Source organism: Streptomyces sp. NPDC049597 (assembly GCF_040675505.1).
Taxonomy (GTDB): domain Bacteria; phylum Actinomycetota; class Actinomycetes; order Streptomycetales; family Streptomycetaceae; genus Streptomyces.
Genome location: NZ_JBFAOY010000008.1, coordinates 214450 through 230439, shown reverse-complemented (window position 1 = coordinate 230439; position 15990 = coordinate 214450). Strand labels below are relative to the sequence as shown.

10 protein-coding genes are annotated in these 15990 nt (G+C 71.0%); 5 read left to right on the top strand and 5 right to left on the bottom strand.

The genetic code is table 11. The features are described from left to right. Nucleotides 1–619 precede the first annotated feature (619 nt). From AB0K02_RS12675 to AB0K02_RS12660, 4 genes are all read left to right on the top strand, one after another. On the top strand, nt 620–1660 hold the full coding sequence (locus AB0K02_RS12675; protein WP_365992382.1) for a lyase: 1041 nt from the start codon (nt 620–622) through the stop codon (nt 1658–1660). Beyond that, nucleotides 1657–3027, top strand: coding sequence for a cytochrome P450 (locus AB0K02_RS12670; RefSeq protein ID WP_365992381.1), 1371 nt, complete (start codon nt 1657–1659; stop codon nt 3025–3027). Before AB0K02_RS12675 ends, AB0K02_RS12670 begins: the two co-directional genes overlap by 4 nt. A 273-nt stretch (nt 3028–3300) precedes the next feature. Further along, nucleotides 3301–6114, top strand: a complete 2814-nt coding sequence (locus AB0K02_RS12665) for an AAA family ATPase (RefSeq protein WP_365992380.1) — start codon at nt 3301–3303, stop codon at nt 6112–6114. Next, nucleotides 6111–6263 (top strand): hypothetical protein, encoded by a 153-nt coding sequence (locus AB0K02_RS12660; RefSeq protein WP_365992379.1) that lies wholly within the window; start codon nt 6111–6113, stop codon nt 6261–6263. The genes AB0K02_RS12665 and AB0K02_RS12660 overlap by 4 nt, the downstream gene beginning before the upstream one ends. On the opposite strand, the gene AB0K02_RS12655 is transcribed toward AB0K02_RS12660, so the two are convergent. The 3 genes from AB0K02_RS12655 to AB0K02_RS12645 form a co-directional block, all read right to left on the bottom strand. Then, the gene (locus AB0K02_RS12655; RefSeq protein WP_365992378.1) at nt 6257–7714 is read right to left on the bottom strand and encodes an aldehyde dehydrogenase family protein; all 1458 of its coding nucleotides are present in this window, start codon (nt 7712–7714) and stop codon (nt 6257–6259) included. The two genes, AB0K02_RS12660 and AB0K02_RS12655, sit on opposite strands and share 7 nt — an antisense overlap. A 192-nt stretch (nt 7715–7906) precedes the next feature. Further along, nucleotides 7907–8770, bottom strand: a complete 864-nt coding sequence (locus tag AB0K02_RS12650) for an acyl-CoA thioesterase II (protein ID WP_365992377.1) — start codon at nt 8768–8770, stop codon at nt 7907–7909. 24 nt (nt 8771–8794) lie between these two features. Continuing rightward, nucleotides 8795–11317 (bottom strand): DUF3516 domain-containing protein, encoded by a 2523-nt coding sequence (locus tag AB0K02_RS12645; RefSeq protein ID WP_365992376.1) that lies wholly within the window; start codon nt 11315–11317, stop codon nt 8795–8797. A 112-nt stretch (nt 11318–11429) separates the two neighbouring features. Here AB0K02_RS12645 and AB0K02_RS12640 point away from each other — a divergent pair, with 112 nt between their 5' ends. Then, nucleotides 11430–12221, top strand: coding sequence for a metal-dependent hydrolase (locus AB0K02_RS12640; RefSeq protein WP_365992375.1), 792 nt, complete (start codon nt 11430–11432; stop codon nt 12219–12221). Nucleotides 12222–12269: 48 nt separating this feature from the next. Here AB0K02_RS12640 and AB0K02_RS12635 read toward each other — a convergent pair whose 3' ends face one another. Continuing rightward, the gene (locus tag AB0K02_RS12635; protein WP_365992374.1) at nt 12270–14051 is read right to left on the bottom strand and encodes an ABC transporter ATP-binding protein; all 1782 of its coding nucleotides are present in this window, start codon (nt 14049–14051) and stop codon (nt 12270–12272) included. Further along, nucleotides 14048–15850 (bottom strand): ABC transporter ATP-binding protein, encoded by a 1803-nt coding sequence (locus tag AB0K02_RS12630; RefSeq protein WP_365992373.1) that lies wholly within the window; start codon nt 15848–15850, stop codon nt 14048–14050. The genes AB0K02_RS12635 and AB0K02_RS12630 overlap by 4 nt, the downstream gene beginning before the upstream one ends. Nucleotides 15851–15990: the final 140 nt, after the last annotated feature.

Here is a 15990-nt window from a genome sequence, read left to right as displayed (position 1 = left end):
CAGTAACGCCCTGACGGTGTCGGCCCGTACGGGCCCGAGCGTGACGTCGGCCTTCACGACCCGGTTGTGGTGGTGAGGGCCGACGTCGTGCGGTGGGCGGCGCGCAGCGCGAAACGTCGGCGCACGAGGACGGACACGGGCGCTTGACGGGCTCTCGCGCACCTGGCGCTCCTCCCGGCCGGCCCTGCAGTTCTCGGCTTCCCGCGTCGAACACGTCCCTCCGCGACCGGTGCTGACGCAGTGACGGTTCCCGACCCATGACCTGCGGGGTTCCCCGGCCGGCCGTGCGCTCCGCGCGCGCGTGGACGGTCCTTCGGACTCCCCGGCGCCATGACTATGGCATTCGCATATGACTTCCCGAATAGCCGTCTGGCGATTGCCTGATGCGCCCCTGTATTTCGTGGCCGGATCGCGTTGACAGTCTGCTCGGTTTCGCGCGTTAATTGACCAGCTGAGGTCTTGGATCTTCTTGCACGGATGCGTAAATCGACCAATTTGGTGACCAGGGTGATCGTGGAAACATGTCGGGTCATACCGGAGTTCGGTGCGATCGCCTGGTCGTCGACGCGAGGAGCATTTCGGCGGGAAGTGTCGAATCCGGATTCCCCATGGAGGATTTGTGGCTCTTCTCGACTCCTTCACCATTCCAGATTTCCATCTTCCCTTCGAAGCCTCCAAACATCCGCAGTCGGCCCGGGCCAATGACGAGGCGACCTCATGGGCGCTTCACCATGGGCTGATCACCGACGCGGCGGAGCAGTTCGCCGGCATCGGCTTCGGGCACCTGTCCGGACGGGTGTGTCACGACGTGCCCTACCGGCACGTCGTGCTGCTTGCCGAGTGGATGGCCTGGTCGTTCGTACTCGACGACCAGCACGACCACCTCATCAGGGCGGATCGGCTGGAGGCATGGCGCCCCGTCACCGATGCGATCACCGGGTACCTGGCCACGGGGAGGATCGACAGCGCGCCGCAGCTGCGCCGGAATCCGCTGGTCGCCGGATTCGTCGACCTGTGCGACCGCATCCTCGCCGAGATGCCGCCGACCGTCCGTGAGCGCTACCGCGAGCACATACCCCTCATGCTGCGCTCCCTCGACCAGGAGGCGGCCAACCGGAACGCCGCCGAGCAGCCGGCGATCGACGACTACGTCCGCATGCGCCGGCACAGCTCCCAACTGCTGCCGATGATGGACATGGTGGAGGCCGCCCTGGGCCTCGAAGTGCCCCCCGAGGTGTACGACAGCTCCGCGTTCCAGGACCTCATGAGCAGTGCCCTGGACGTCATCTCATGGGGCAACGACGTCTTCTCCCTGCGCAAGGAGTTCTCCTGCGGGGACAACAACAACCTCGTCTCGCTCCTTGCCTGGTGGAACGAGTGGTCACTGCCGCAGGCCGTGCTCACAGTCCAGGAGCGCACCCGTTCCCGCGTCGAGGACTTCCTGACCGCCGCGCGGGAGCTGCCCGGCGTGCTGGACGCGCTCGGGGTGACGGACCCCTCCGCGCGTGCCGGGGTCACGCGCTGTGTGAAGAGCCATCAGGACTGGATGATCGGCGCGGACCTCTGGCAACGGTACGAGTGCACCCGCTACAGCGACGAACGGTGGGTCGCGGGCCTCGAGTCCACGTACACCCGCCCCGACCTGGTCCCGGGGACATGAGCGGCACGAGGGAGAAGTCGCCCATGGAGCACGCCGGCCCGTCACGCGACGCGGCGGTGGCTCCGGGGAGTCTGCCCGTCCTCGGCCACGCACTGCAGTTGTGGCGCAGGCCGATAGGGTTCCTGGAGTCGCTGCGGGAGCACGGCGATGTCGTGCGGGTCGACGTGGCCACCTGGCCCGTCCACGTGCTCACCAGCCCGGAACTGATCCAGACCGTACTGGTCGGCGACGCGAAGAACTTCGGGCGCGGCAGGGTCTTCGAGAGGCTGCGCCCGCTGTTCGGCAACGGTCTTCCGCTGACGGACGGCGAGTTCCACCGCAGGCAGCGCCGTCTGCTGCAACCGGCGTTCCACCGCCGGCACATCACCGCCTACGCGGAGATGATGTGCGGGCTGGCGGACGAGATGGCCACGTCGTGGACCGCCGGACAGCAGATCTCGGTGACGACGCAGATGCGCCGGTTCGCGCTGTCCTCGGTCGCGGCGATGATCTTCTCCGGCGACCTCGGGCGGTCGGCTGTCGAGGAAGTGCACCGCTCGTTCCCGATCCTCGTGGAGGGCATCCTCAGGCGAGCGATCATGCCGAAGTCGCTGGACCGGTTCCCTGTCACGATGAACCGCCGGTTCGACACGGCCGCCGCACGACTGCGCCGGATCATCGACGAGGTGATCGTGCGCTACGGCACCGAGGAGTCGGGCCGTGACGACTTTCTGTCTCTGCTGCTGTCGGCCGTGGACGCCGAGACGGGCGAACCCATGAGCGACGAGCAGGTGCGGGACGAAGTGATCTCCACCTTCTTCGCCGCGACGGAAACCTCGGCCACGGTGCTGTCCTGGATCTTCCATGAACTCGCCCGTCATCCGGAGGTGGAGGAGCGCCTGCACACCGAAGTCGACGAGGTGATCGGCACGCGGCCCGTGCGTCCCTCCGACATCGCCGCTCTCCCGTACGTGAACAACGTCTTCCAGGAGGCGCTTCGCCTGCATTCGCCGCTTCTGTTCACCAGGCGCGCCCTGGTCCCGGTGAAGCTCGGTGGCGTCTCTATCCCGGCCGGAGCCGAACTGGGCTACAGCCCCTACGCGCTCCATCGGGACCCCGCGCTGTTCCGCGAACCCGGAAGATTCGATCCGGACCGCTGGGACACCGACTCGGTGGACCGGCCGCGCCCTCACCGGTTCATTCCGTTCGGGGCCGGTCAGCACAAGTGCATCGGGGATTCCTTCGCGGCGTCGGAGATCGTCATCGCCGTGGCGGCCGTGGCGTCCCGGTGGCGGTTGGTCCACGCTCCGGGCACCACGGTGCGCGAAGTTCCCGCAGGCATCCCGCAGCCGGATGCGCTGACCATGATTCCCCTCGCACGGCACTGACGGAACAGGGCCCCGGCGTCTTCGAGACGGTGTCCGGCACGTCTCGCGCCTCCGCGCCTCCGGCCGCGTCAGCGGATGATACAGGCTCACCCACAAATGAGTGGCCGATTTCCCCGAAAATGGTCGCAAGGAGTATCACCCCATGCCCCTGACCGTACACTCGGCGGCACGCGCTTGAGGGGGCTACAGGTGACGCAGGTCGTGGAGCAGCAAGGGTGGGCTCATCAGCCCATTCTCGAACGGGAATCCGAAGTCACAGCGATCCAGCACGCGTTGGACCAGTTGCACGGAGCCGCGGCCAACGGCTCTGGTGCGCGACGAGGCGGGGTGCTCGTCTTCGCGGCACCGGCAGGCATGGGCAAGACCACCCTGCTCGCCGAAGCCCGCCGGCACGCCACCGAACGCGGCTGCACGGTGCTGTCCGCGCGCGGCGGCGAGCAGGAGAAGCAGGTGCCGTTCCATGTGGTGCGCCAGCTCCTCCAGCCCGCGGTCGCCGCCATGAGCGAGGGCGAGCACCGCGAGATCCTGGGGCACTGGTACGGCATCGTCGCACCGGCGATCGGTCTGACCGCCGCGCAGGACGGTGCCGCACCCGACCCCCAGGGTGTGCGCGACGGTCTCGACTGGGTCGTCACCCGCTTGTCGGTGCGCTCCGCGCCCGTCGTGCTCGTTGTCGACGACGCGCACTGGGCCGACGCGGAATCCCTCGCATGGCTCACCGCCTTCGCCACACGTGCCCAGGACCTCGGGATGCTGATCGTCGTGGCCTGCCGGCCGGACGAACTCCCGCACGGTGCCTCCGTGTTGAACGCCCTGGCCTCGCGCCACGGGGCACGCCCGCACCAGCTGGAGCCGCTCACATCGAGTGCGGTGGCGCGCATAGTGCGCAGCGCCCTCGGCGACGGCGCCGACGACCTGTTCTGCCGGGAATGCTGGGCGATCACCGGCGGAAATCCGTTCGAGGTCGTCGAGCTCACCGCGAAGGCCCGCGACCGCGGCCTGGAGCCACTGCGCGACAACATCGCCCACCTCCGTGATCTCGCATCGGCCGTCAAGGGCAGCGGGCTCATCGAACGGCTCGAACAGCTCGGTCCCTCCACCGTCCGGCTCGCCTGGGCCGCCGCGGTGCTGGGCACCGGCATCTCCACAAGGATCGCGGCGAGCGTGGCCGCGCTCGGCGACGCGCAGGTCAACGAGGCCATCGACCAACTGCACGCCGCGCGCATCCTGACCGTACTGACCACGGTGAAGCGCGACGAGGTCGTGGAGTTCTTCCACCCGCTGATCGCCACCGCCGTGTACCGGTCCATCCCTCCGGGCGTACGCGTCGCCATGCACGGCATGGCGGCGAAGGCAGTGATCGACGCCGGCCTCGGCGCCGGGGTCGCCGCCCGCCACATGCTGGAGATGCACCCGGAAGGCGACCCCTGGGTCGTGCAGCAGTTGCGCCAGGCCGCCCGTGAGAACTTCTCCGCGGGAGCCCCCGATGCGGCCCGCCGCTATCTGGCCCGCGCGCTGCGTGAACCGCCGGTTTTCGAGGACCGTGCCCACGTGCTGTTCGAACTCGGTTCAGCCAGTCTCCTCCACGAACCCACGACCACGATCAACCACCTGCGGGCCGCACTGGAAGAGCCCGAGATCGAACAGGGTCTGCGGGAAGACGTCGTCTACCGGCTCGCACAGGCCCTCGCCCACACCGGCAGGCTGGCCCAGGCGACCGAACTCCTCGCGGACGAGGCCCGTCGCACCTCCAGCGCCCGCGCCAAACTCCGTATGCAGGCCGAGCAGTTCAAATGGAATGCGGTCCGCGCCGACGAGCATGACTCGTCGGCCCGTTCCCGGCTGCTGGCCCAGTTCGCCAAGCGCCTCACCGGCCGCAGCCTGGCCGAACGCCACATCCTGGGGCTGCGGGGCTGGGACTGCGTGATGCGCGGCGAACCCTCCGCCAGGGCGCTGCAGTACGCGGAACGGGCTCTGGACGGCGGCCTGAGGTGGACCGACCAGGACTTCGGGTTCGAGGTGCCGGCCGTCATCGCTCTCACCCTCATGTACTGCGATCAGCCGGGCAGGGCCGAGGACCTGTTCAGCGACGCCATCACCGAGTTCGAAGCACGAGGATGGCGCGGCGCGCACCTGTCCTTCGCCTACACCCTGCTCGGCTACGTCCGCTACCGGCGCGGACGGCTCACCGAAGCAGAGGACTTCGTACGCCAGGGACTTGAGATCGCCGACCGGGTGGGGCACGGAATTCCCGCCCAGTGGCAGGCGATCGGCACCCTCATCGAGACCCAGCTGGCCCACGGACACACCGCCGAGGCCCAGAGCGTCGCCGAGTCCTACGACTTCGGCAGCAACTTCCCCAACTCGGTCATCTACCCCGACCCCCAAGCGGTCTGGGGAAAGCTCCTCCTGGCCAGCGGCATGAGCGACGAGGCCGAGCGGCAGCTCGCGGAAGCGGGCCAACGCCTCGACGGCCGGGGCACACGCAACCCCTCGTGGAGCCCCTGGCAACTCGACCTCGCCCTGGCGCAGGCCAGGCACCAACCGGAGAAGGCCCGTGCCACCGCGCAGGAGGCCGTGGCGCGTGCCCGCGCGTTCGGCACCGCCAGTGCCATCGGTCACGCACTGCGCGTCCAGGCGGCGACCACCGACGCGGCCGAGGCGGTCGTCCTGCTCCAGGAAGCCGTCGGGCACCTCGAGAAGTCCCCGGCCGCGTACGAACTCGCCCACGCGCTCGTCGACCACGGCACCGCCCTGCACGCCCTCGGCGACCTGGAGCGCGCCGCCCACCAGCTCTACTCCGGCATGGAGGCCGCGACCGGCTGCGGCGCCGAAGCCCTCGCGACCCGCGCCCGAACCGAACTCGCCGCCGCCGGACTGCGCCCGCGCCGCCGCCAGACCGCGGAACAGGACACCCTCTCCGAGGCCGAGAGCGCGGCGGCCCGCCACGCCGCTCTCGGACTCGACAACGCGGCGATCGCCGCCGAGCTCGGCATCGGAGAGGCCGCCGTGTCGAAACTGCTGTCCGCGGTCTTCACCAAACTGGGAACCGACCCCGTGGGCCTGCGCCGCACGCTCGGCATGTGATCCGGCGGGGCCGGACGGACGCCCTCCCCGAACACAACGTCGGCCTCCACGACCGCCACCAGGTCGTGGAGGCCGACGTCACGCGTGAACCGGACGTGACCGACAGCGTCGGTGACGTCCTGGCGGGGCCGCCGTTGTGCGCTCAGTAGGAGATACAGGCCGAATGCCACGCGGTGTAGAACTCCCACACCTGAGGCGAGCACTCCGGAGGACCGTACTGGGACGCCTTCGCGCCGGTGTGCGGCAGATGCGCGTACGCGCCGACGCCCGGCCGGTTCACGTGCAGCATCCCGGCCTCGAACCGTTCCACCGCCTCGAACGCCCGCGACTGGGAAGCCGTGAACACCGTCCCGCTCATTCCGTACCTCACCGAGTTCGCCGTGCGCATCGCGTCGTCGAACCCGTCCGCGTCGATGACGGCCAGCACGGGCCCGAACACCTCCTCCTGGGCGAGTTCGCTGTCCCAGGGAACATCCCGGATCACCGTCGGCTGCACGTAACACCCCTCCGGCAGCCCCTCCCGATCCTCCGTGCCGCCGCCGCACAGGATCTTGCCGCCGTCGCGCTGCGCCCCGGCGACCGCGGACAGCGCGGCGTCCCTGCGCACCGTGTCGACCACCGGGCACACCTGCGAGGCGGGATCGTCGCCCGGCCCCACCCGCAGGGCCGCCACCCGCGGCACCAGCCGCTCCAGGAACTGCTCCCGCACCCGTACGTCCACCACCGCCCGGCTCGTCGCACTGCACCGCTGCCCGGCCTGCCCGAACGCGCCGTGCACCACCGCGTCCACGGCCCGGTCCAGGTCGGCGTCGTCGCACACCACGACCGCGTTCTTGCCGCCCAGCTCCAGCTGCGTCCGCAGCAGCCGGTGCGCGCCGCCGGTGTGGATCGCGGTGCCCACGGCGAGGGAACCGGTGAAACTGATGCCCGCGACGTCCGGGTTGGCGACCAGCGCCTCACCGGCCGCCACATCGCCCTGCACCAGGTTGAGCACCCCGTCGGGCACCCCGGCCTCCTGGAAGACCTCCACCAGCAGCGCCGCGGTGAGCGGTGTGAGCGGCGAGGGTTTGAGCACCGCCGTGCATCCCGACAGCAGCGCCGGTGCCACCTTCCACATGGGGATGGCGAGGGGGAAGTTCCACGGCGAGATCAGACCCACCACACCGATCGGGCGGCGGAAGGTGTACGCGAGGGTCCGCTCGTCCTCCGCGGGCGCGGTCACCCCGCCGAGCAGGCGCGCCTGGCCCGCCGTGAAGTCGAGCACGGCACGCGCCCTGGCCACCTCGCCGCGCGCCTCGGCGAGCAGCTTGCCCTGCTCGCGCGTGATGACGGCGGCGAACTCCTCGGCGCGTTCGGTGACGAGCGCGCCCGCCCGCGCGAGACACGCCGCCCGCCTGATCGGCCCGAGCCCGCGCCAGCCGGGCAGCGCGGCCCGCGCCGCGTCGACCGCCCGGTCCACGTCGACGCCGCCCGACTCGGCGAACTCGCCGACGGCGTCGGTGAAGTCGGCCGGATTGATGTTCTCTCTGGTCAGTCCCGACTCGGCCGGGACCCACTGTCCGTCGATGAAGTTGAGCCCGAGGTGCTGTGACTGAGCCATGCCCTCCCCTTCGCTGGACCACGTCGGCACTGCTGCCGGACCCGGCCAGGCTCTCCGACGGAGCGGGCCGTCACAACGCGCGATTGCCGAATGCGGCCGATAGCCCCGGCCTATCGGTGGACGCGGGCGGTGGAGCGGCTGTCCCGAGGGGACGTCCGCGCCTGCTGCCGGCGGGCCCGGGGACCGGGACGGTCACACCGGCCGGAACAGGCCCTCCTGCACCACCGACACCAGCAGCCGGCCCGCCTGGTTGTAGATCCGGCCGCGCGCCAGGCCCCGGCCGCCGGTCGAGATCGGGGACTCCTGGTCGTACAGGAACCACTCGTCCGCCCGGAACGGGCGGTGGAACCACATCGCGTGGTCCAGCGACGCCATGTCGAAGCCGCGCGGCCCCCAGAGCGGCTCGACGGGGATGCGCACCGCGTCCAGGAGGGTCATGTCGCTCGCGTACGTCAGCGCACACGTGTGCACCAGCGGGTCGTCGCCCAGCGGTCCCACGGCGCGCATCCACACCGCGCTGCGCGGGTCCGCGTCCTTCAGCTCCTCGCGGGTCCACCGCAGCCGGTCGACGTAGCGGATGTCGAACGGCTGGCGCCGGGCCATCCGCTCCAGTGACTCGGGCAGAGCGCCCAGGTGGTCGCGGATCTCGTCCACGAGCATCGGCAGGGTCTCCGGGGCGGGAAGGTGCCGCGGCGGCAGCTGGTGCTCGATGCCGCCGGGTTCGGGGCGGTGGAAGGACGCCGTCAGATTGAAGATCGTCTTCCCCTGCTGGACGGCGGTCGTGCGGCGCGTGGTGAACGACCGGCCGTCCCGGACCCGTTCGACCTGGTAGACGATCGGCACACCCGGAATGCCCGGCCGCAGGAAGTACGCGTGCAGCGAGTGCACCGGACGCTCCCCGTCCGTCGTCCGGCCGGCCGCGACCAGCGCCTGGCCCGCGACCTGCCCGCCGAAGACGCGCTGAAGCGACTCCTCGGGGCTGCGCCCGCGGAAGATGTTGACCTCGATCTGCTCCAGGTCGAGCAGATCGACCAGCCGCTCGGCCGGATTCGTCATGACGGGTCGTCCTCTCGGTGCGGTTCAGAGCTGGCCGACGGAGGTGACGCGCACGACCGCCCGGCCCTCCTCGTCGGAGGCCGCCAGATCGACCTCCGCGCTGATGCCCCAGTCATGGTCGCCGTTCGGGTCGGCGAACGTCTGGCGCACACGCCACAGACCGTGCGCCGGGTCCTCCTCGATGGCGAGGAGCTTCGGGCCGCGGGCGTCCGGGCCGGTGCCCAGATCGTCGTACTCGTCCCAGTAGGCGTCCATCGCCTCGCCCCACGCCTCCTCGTCCCAGCCGGACTCGGCGTCCAGCTCGCCCAGTTCGCCGACCTGGTCGAGGGCGGCGAGCTCCACCCGGCGGAACATGGCGTTGCGGACCAGGACGCGGAAGGCACGGGCGTTCGCCGTGACCGGCTTGACCTGGTCGGCCTTCTCCTGCGCCTCCTCGGCCGTCTCCACCTCGGGGTTCGCCAGCTGCTCCCACTCGTCCAGCAGGCTGGAGTCCACCTGACGGACCATCTCGCCCAGCCAGGCGGTCAGATCCTCCAGGTCCTCGGTCTTGCGGTCGTCCGGGATGGTGTGGTCCAGCGCCTTGTACGCGCTCGCCAGATAGCGCAGCACGATGCCCTCGGTGCGGGCCAGCTCGTAGAAGGACGTGAACTCCGTGAAGGACAGCGCCCGTTCGTACATGTCACGGATGACCGACTTCGGCGACACGGGGTGGTCGCCGACCCACGGGTGCGACTTCCTGTACGTGTTGTACGCGTGCCACAGCAGCTCTTCGAGCGGCTTGGGGTACGAGATGTCCTGGAGCCGCTCCATCCGCTCCTCGTACTCGACGCCGTCCGCCTTCATCGCGCCCACGGCCTCGCCGCGCGCCTTGTTCTGCTGGGCGGCCAGGATCTGGCGCGGGTCGTCGAGCGTCGACTCGACGACGGAGACCATGTCGAGCGCGTACGACGGAGACTCCGGGTCCAGCAGCTCGAACGCTGCCAGCGCGAACGTCGACAGCGGCTGGTTGAGCGCGAAGTCCTGCTGGAGATCCACCGTGAGCCGGATCGTGCGGCCCTCGGCGTCGGGCTCGTCGAGCTGCTCGACCACTCCGCCGTCCAGCAGCGAGCGGTAGATCGCGATGGCGCGGCGGATGTGCCGCAGCTGGTTCCTGCGCGGCTCGTGGTTGTCCTCCAGCAGCTTGCGCATCGCCTCGAAGGCATTGCCCGGCCGGGCGATGACCGACAGCAGCATGGTGTGGGTGACACGGAAACGTGAGGTCAGCGGCTCGGGCTCGGAGGCGATCAGCTTCTCGAAGCTGTTCTCCGTCCAGCCGACGAAGCCCTCCGGGGCCTTCTTGCGCACCACCTTGCGGCGCTTCTTCGGGTCGTCGCCCGCTTTCGCGAGCGCCTTCTCGTTCTCGATGACGTGCTCCGGCGCCTGCGCGACCACGAAGCCCGCCGTGTCGAAGCCCGCGCGCCCGGCCCGGCCCGCGATCTGGTGGAACTCGCGCGCCCGCAGGGTGCGCACCCGGTTGCCGTCGTACTTGGTGAGCGCCGTGAACAGCACCGTGCGGATGGGGACGTTGACCCCGACGCCCAGCGTGTCGGTGCCGCAGATGACCTTCAGCAGACCCGCCTGGGCCAGCTTCTCCACCAGGCGCCGGTACTTGGGCAGCATGCCCGCGTGGTGCACGCCGATGCCGTGCCGCACGTAACGGGACAGGTTCCTGCCGAACGTGGTGGTGAAGCGGAAGTTGCCGATCAGCTCGGCGATCCTGTCCTTCTCCTCGCGCGAGCACATGTTGATGCTCATCAGCGACTGTGCCCGCTCGACGGCCTGCGCCTGCGTGAAGTGGACGATGTAGACCGGCGCCTGCTTGGTCTCCAGGAGCTCGGTCAGCGTCTCCGTGATCGGCGTCAGCCGGTACTCGTAGGAGAGGGGGACCGGACGCGTCGCGGAGCGGACGACGGACGTGGGCCGTCCCGTGCGGCGCGTGAGGTCCTTCTCGAACATCGACACGTCGCCGAGCGTCGCCGACATCAGGACGAACTGCGCCTGCGGCAGTTCCAGCAGCGGGATCTGCCAGGCCCACCCGCGGTCCGGCTCCGCGTAGAAATGGAACTCGTCCATCACTACCTGGCCGATGTCCGCGTCCTTGCCGTCACGCAGCGCGATCGAGGCGAGCACCTCGGCGGTGCAGCAGATCACGGGGGCGTCGGCGTTGACCGAGGCGTCGCCCGTCAGCATGCCGACGTTCTCCGTACCGAACAGCTTGCACAGGTCGAAGAACTTCTCCGACACCAGCGCCTTGATCGGCGCCGTGTAGAAGGTGACCTGGTCATTGGCCAGCGCCGTGAAGTGCGCACCCGCCGCGACCAGGCTCTTCCCGGAGCCCGTGGGGGTGGACAGGATCACGTTCGCCCCCGAGACCACCTCGATCAGGGCCTCCTCCTGAGCCGGGTACAGCGTGATGCCCCGCTCCTCGGTCCAGGAGGAGAAGGCGTCGAAGAGGGCATCGGGGTCGGCGTCGGGCGGCAGCTGATCGATAAGGGTCACGCCCCCCATCTTGCCTGGCTTCCGCCCGGATGAGGGAACCGGCCGCCGCAGTGAAGATCACGAACGGTACGCTGCCCTGTCAACTGGGGTGGAGCACAACGGCAATGGGGCGGGAACACACATGATGGGACCGGCGCACTCTCTGTCCGGGGCGGCTGCCTGGCTGGGGGTCGGAGCGGCGACGGCTGCCGCCGGCCACCCGATGCCGTGGCCCGTTCTCGTCGTCGGAGCGCTGATCTGCGCGGGCGCTGCGCTCGCCCCGGACCTCGACCACAAGGCGGCGACGATCTCCCGTGCCTTCGGTCCGGTCTCGCGCGGGCTGTGCGAGATCGTCGACAAGCTCTCGTACGCGGTCTACAAGGCGACGAAGAAGCCGGGGGACAAGCGCAGGACCGGCGGCCACCGGACCCTCACGCACACCTGGCTGTGGGCGGTGCTGATCGGCGGCGGGGCCTCGGTCCTGGCGATCACGGGCGGCCGGTGGGCCGTGCTCGCGATCCTTTTCGTCCACATGGTGCTCGCGGTCGAGGGCCTGCTGTGGCGGGCCGCTCGCGTATCCAGCGACGTCCTGGTCTGGCTGCTGGGCGCGACGAGCGCGTGGATCCTGGCGGGCGTGCTGGACAAGCCGGGCAACGGGGCGGACTGGCTGTTCACCGCGCCCGGTCAGGAGTACCTGTGGCTCGGCCTGCCGATCGTGCTCGGCGCCCTCGTCCACGACATCGGCGACGCGCTGACGGTCTCCGGCTGCCCGATCCTGTGGCCGATCCCGGTGTCCGGCAAGCGGTGGTACCCGGTGGGCCCGCCGAAGGGTATGCGTTTCCGGGCGGGCAGCTGGGTGGAGCTGAAGGTGCTGATGCCGGCGTTCATGCTGCTGGGAGGCGTGGGCGGGGCGGCGGCGCTGAACGTGATCTGAGAGGGCTTCCCGGAACCGGGGCAGCGCCCCGGCCCCAGGGCAGGGGCGTCACCCGTGCCAGGAGCGCCAGAGCGCCGCGTACGGTCCCTGCGCCGACACCAGTTCGTCGTGGCTGCCGAGCTCGCTGATGCGGCCGTTCTCCACCACCGCGATCACGTCCGCGTCGTGGGCCGTGTGCAGCCGGTGCGCGATCGCCACCACCGTGCGGCCCTCGAGCACCCGCGACAGCGAGCGCTCCAGGTGGCGCGCCGCCCGCGGGTCCAGCAGCGACGTCGCCTCGTCCAGCACCAGCGTGTGCGGGTCCGCCAGCACCAGGCGGGCCAGCGCGATCTGCTGGGCCTGGGCCGGGGTGAGCGGGACACCGCCCGAGCCGACCTCGGTGTCCAGGCCCCCGGACAGCGCCCGTGCCCACCCGTCCGCGTCGACCGCCCCGAGCGCCCCCCACAGCTCCGCGTCCTGCGCGGACGTACGGGCGAGGAGCAGGTTGTCACGGAGCGAGCCCACGAAGACGTGGTGCTCCTGGTTGACCAGCGCCACATGCTCGCGCACCCGTTCCGCCGGCATCCGGGACAGCTCGGCCGCGCCCAGCGTGACCCGGCCGGTGCGCGGGGCGTAGATGCCCGCGAGCAGCCGGCCCAGCGTGGACTTGCCCGCGCCCGAGGGGCCCACGAGCGCCAGCCGGGTGCCGGGCGCCACGTCCATCGAGACGCGGTGCAGCACGTCGACGCCCTCCCGGTACCCGAAGTGGACCCGGTCCGCGCGGACGTCGCGACCCTCCGGGCGCACCGCCCCTTCGCCCGCGTCCGGCTCGATCTCACGGACGCCGACGAGCCGTCCCAGCGACACCTGGGCGACCTGGAGCTCGTCGTACCAGCGCAGGATCAGGTTCACGGGGTCGACCATCATCTGGGCGATCAGCGCGCCCGTGGTCAGCTGTCCGACGCCGATCCAGCCCTGGAGCACGAACACGCCGCCGATCACGAGAACGGAACCGAGCACGGTGGCGTGCGTGACGTTGAGGACGGGGAAGAGCACGGAGCGCAGATAGAGGGTGTACCGCTCCCACGCCGTCCACTCCTTGATCCGCCGGTCGGACAGCGCCACCCGGCGCGCCCCGAGGCGGTGCGCCTCCACGGTGCGGCCCGCGTCGACGGTCTCGGCCAGCACGGCGGCGACGGCGGCGTATCCCGCGGCCTCCGACCGGTAGGCGGAGGGCGCCCGCCTGAAGTACCAGCGGCAGCCGATCACGAGCACCGGCACCGCCACGAGCACCGCGGGCGCCAGCGGCGGCGCGGTCACGGTGAGCCCGCCGAGCAGCAGCACGATCCAGAACACGCCGATCGTCAGCTGCGGGACCGCCTCGCGCATCGCGTTCGCCAAGCGGTCGACGTCCGTCGTGATACGGGACAGCAGGTCGCCGGTACCCGCTCGCTCCAGCACGCCGGGTGGCAGCCCGACCGACCGCACGAGGAAGTCCTCGCGCAGGTCCGCCAGCATCCGTTCGCCGAGCATCGCACCCCGCAGCCGTACCAGGCGCACGAACGCGGCCTGGATCACCAGCGCGACCGCGAACAACGCGACCGTCCGCTCCAGATGGAGCTCGCGCGCCCCCTCCGCCGCCCGCTCCACGAGCGAGCCGAGCAGCCACGGGCCCGCCATCGAGGCCACGACGGCGACGGTGTCGACGAGGACGAGGAGCCCGAAGGCCCGCCGGTGGCGGCGCAGCAGCCCGGCCACGTAGGCCCGCACCGTCGCGGGCGACCCCACCGGCAGAGTGGTCGCCGTCCGGGCAGCCGCCGGGTCGTGGTCGGGTGGCGCCACGCCGATCATGCTGTCTCCTCGATGTCGATCCCGGTCTTGAGGGCACCGTCGCCCGACGCGTGGACCGGGGAGAGCTGCTCCTGGTCGGTCTCGCGGGTGACGACCGCGCGGTACCGCGGTTCCCTGTGCAGCAGTTCGCGGTGCGTGCCCACTGCCGCCGCCTCGCCGTCGTGGACCAGGACGACCCGGTCGGCGCGGTCCAGCAGCAGCGGCGAGGACGTGAAGACGACCGTCGTGCGTCCGGAGCGAAGCGACCGCACTCCCTCGGCGATCCGCGCCTCCGTGTGCGAGTCGACGGCCGACGTCGGTTCGTCGAGCACCAGCACCTCGGGGTCGGCCACCAGCGAGCGCGCCAGTGCCAGGCGCTGGCGCTGGCCGCCGGACAGGGAGCGGCCGCGCTCGGTGATCGGCGCCTCCATCGGGTCCCCGTCGAGCGACGCCTGCGCGAGCGCGCCGAGCACGTCCCCGCACTCGGCGGCCGCGAGCGCGTCCGCCGCCGACACCGCACCGGACGCGGGCACGTCGAGCAGCTCGGTCGGCGTCCCGGACAGCAGGACCGGGTCCTTGTCCTGGACGAGGACCGCCGCCCGTGCGGCGTGCAGTGGCAGGTCGTCCAGGGCGACGCCGCCGAGCAGCACGGACGGCAGGCCCTCCGGCTCCGCGGGGTGCCCGCCGAGCCGTTCGGCCAGCCGGCCGGCCGCGTCCGGGTCGCCGCACACGACCGCGGTCAGCAGGCCGGAGGGCGCGTGCACTCCGGTGGACGGGTCGTACAGGTCTCCCGACGCCACCGCGTCGGTGCCCCTGCCGCTCGTGGATCGCTCCAGTGACAGGACCCGGGCCGCCCGGCGCGCGGAGGGACGGGAGAAGGAGTACGCCATGGCGATCTCCTCGAAGTGCCGCAGGGGATAGGCCAGCAGCATCACCGCGCTGTACGCGGTGACCAGTTCGCCCACCGCGATGCGGCCGTCGCCGACCAGCCCGACGCCGTGGTGGACGACGGCGATGATCAGGAGACCCGGCAGCAGCACCTGTACGCCCGCGATCAGCGACCACATCCGGGCACTGCGCACCGCCGCCCTGCGCACCTCCTGGGAGGCGCGGCGGTAGCGGGCCAGGAACAGCTCCTCGCCGCCGATGCCGCGCAGGACGCGAAGGCCCGCGACCGTGTCGGAGGCCAGTTCGGTCGCCTTGCCCGCCTTTTCGCGCTGCGTGTCCGCGAGCCGGGTCGCGCGCGGCAGCAGCGGCAGCACGCCCAGAGCCAGGACCGGCACCCCGATCGCGACCAGCACACCGAGCGTCGGCTGGTGGACCAGCAGGGCGACGCAGACGACCACGACCGTGACGGCCGCCGCCAGGAAGCGGGAGACCGCCTCGACGAACCAGCCGATCTTCTCGACATCGCCGGTCGAGACCGCGACGACCTCACCCGCCGCCACCCGGCGGGTGAGGGCCGAGCCCAACTGCGCTGTCCTGCGGGCCAGTAGCTGCTGGGTGCGGGCCGCGGCCGTGATCCAGTTGGTGACGGCCGTACGGTGCAGCATCGTGTCGCCCAAGGCGATGCCGGCCGTCGCGAGGGCCATCAGGCCGCCCGCCGCGGCGAGTGCGGACCCGGAACGCTCCACCACGGCCTGGACGGCGAGACCGACGCAGTACGGCAGCGCCATCACGGACACGAAGTGCAGCAGGCCCCAGCACAGGGACTTGACCTGTCCGCCCAGCTGGCCGAGGCCCAGCCAGAGGAGGAAGCGGGTGCCGGACCGGACGTCGGGTACTCCTGGATCGGGATAGGGAAGATCGCGAATCTGCATGACGTCCCAGAGCTCGTCGAAGAGGGGGAGGGAGCAGGGTGGTTCAAACCGTGCAAGGTTCGCGGTTCACCGCGCCTGTGAGCAAATGATTTTCTGCGCACGGCGGCACAGAACGCGCCAATGTCCATCAGCGGCGGTCT

Excerpts from the sequence above, each read along its gene's own strand:
- AB0K02_RS12670 (WP_365992381.1), top strand. The coding sequence starts at position 1,657 with ATGAGCGGCACGAGGGAGAAGTCGCCCATGGAGCACGCCGGCCCGTCA.
- AB0K02_RS12655 (WP_365992378.1), bottom strand. The coding sequence starts at position 7,714 with ATGGCTCAGTCACAGCACCTCGGGCTCAACTTCATCGACGGACAGTGG.
- AB0K02_RS12650 (WP_365992377.1), bottom strand. The coding sequence starts at position 8,770 with ATGACGAATCCGGCCGAGCGGCTGGTCGATCTGCTCGACCTGGAGCAG.
- AB0K02_RS12645 (WP_365992376.1), bottom strand. The coding sequence starts at position 11,317 with ATGGGGGGCGTGACCCTTATCGATCAGCTGCCGCCCGACGCCGACCCC.
- AB0K02_RS12640 (WP_365992375.1), top strand. The coding sequence starts at position 11,430 with ATGATGGGACCGGCGCACTCTCTGTCCGGGGCGGCTGCCTGGCTGGGG.
- AB0K02_RS12635 (WP_365992374.1), bottom strand. The coding sequence starts at position 14,051 with ATGATCGGCGTGGCGCCACCCGACCACGACCCGGCGGCTGCCCGGACG.
- AB0K02_RS12630 (WP_365992373.1), bottom strand. The coding sequence starts at position 15,850 with ATGCAGATTCGCGATCTTCCCTATCCCGATCCAGGAGTACCCGACGTC.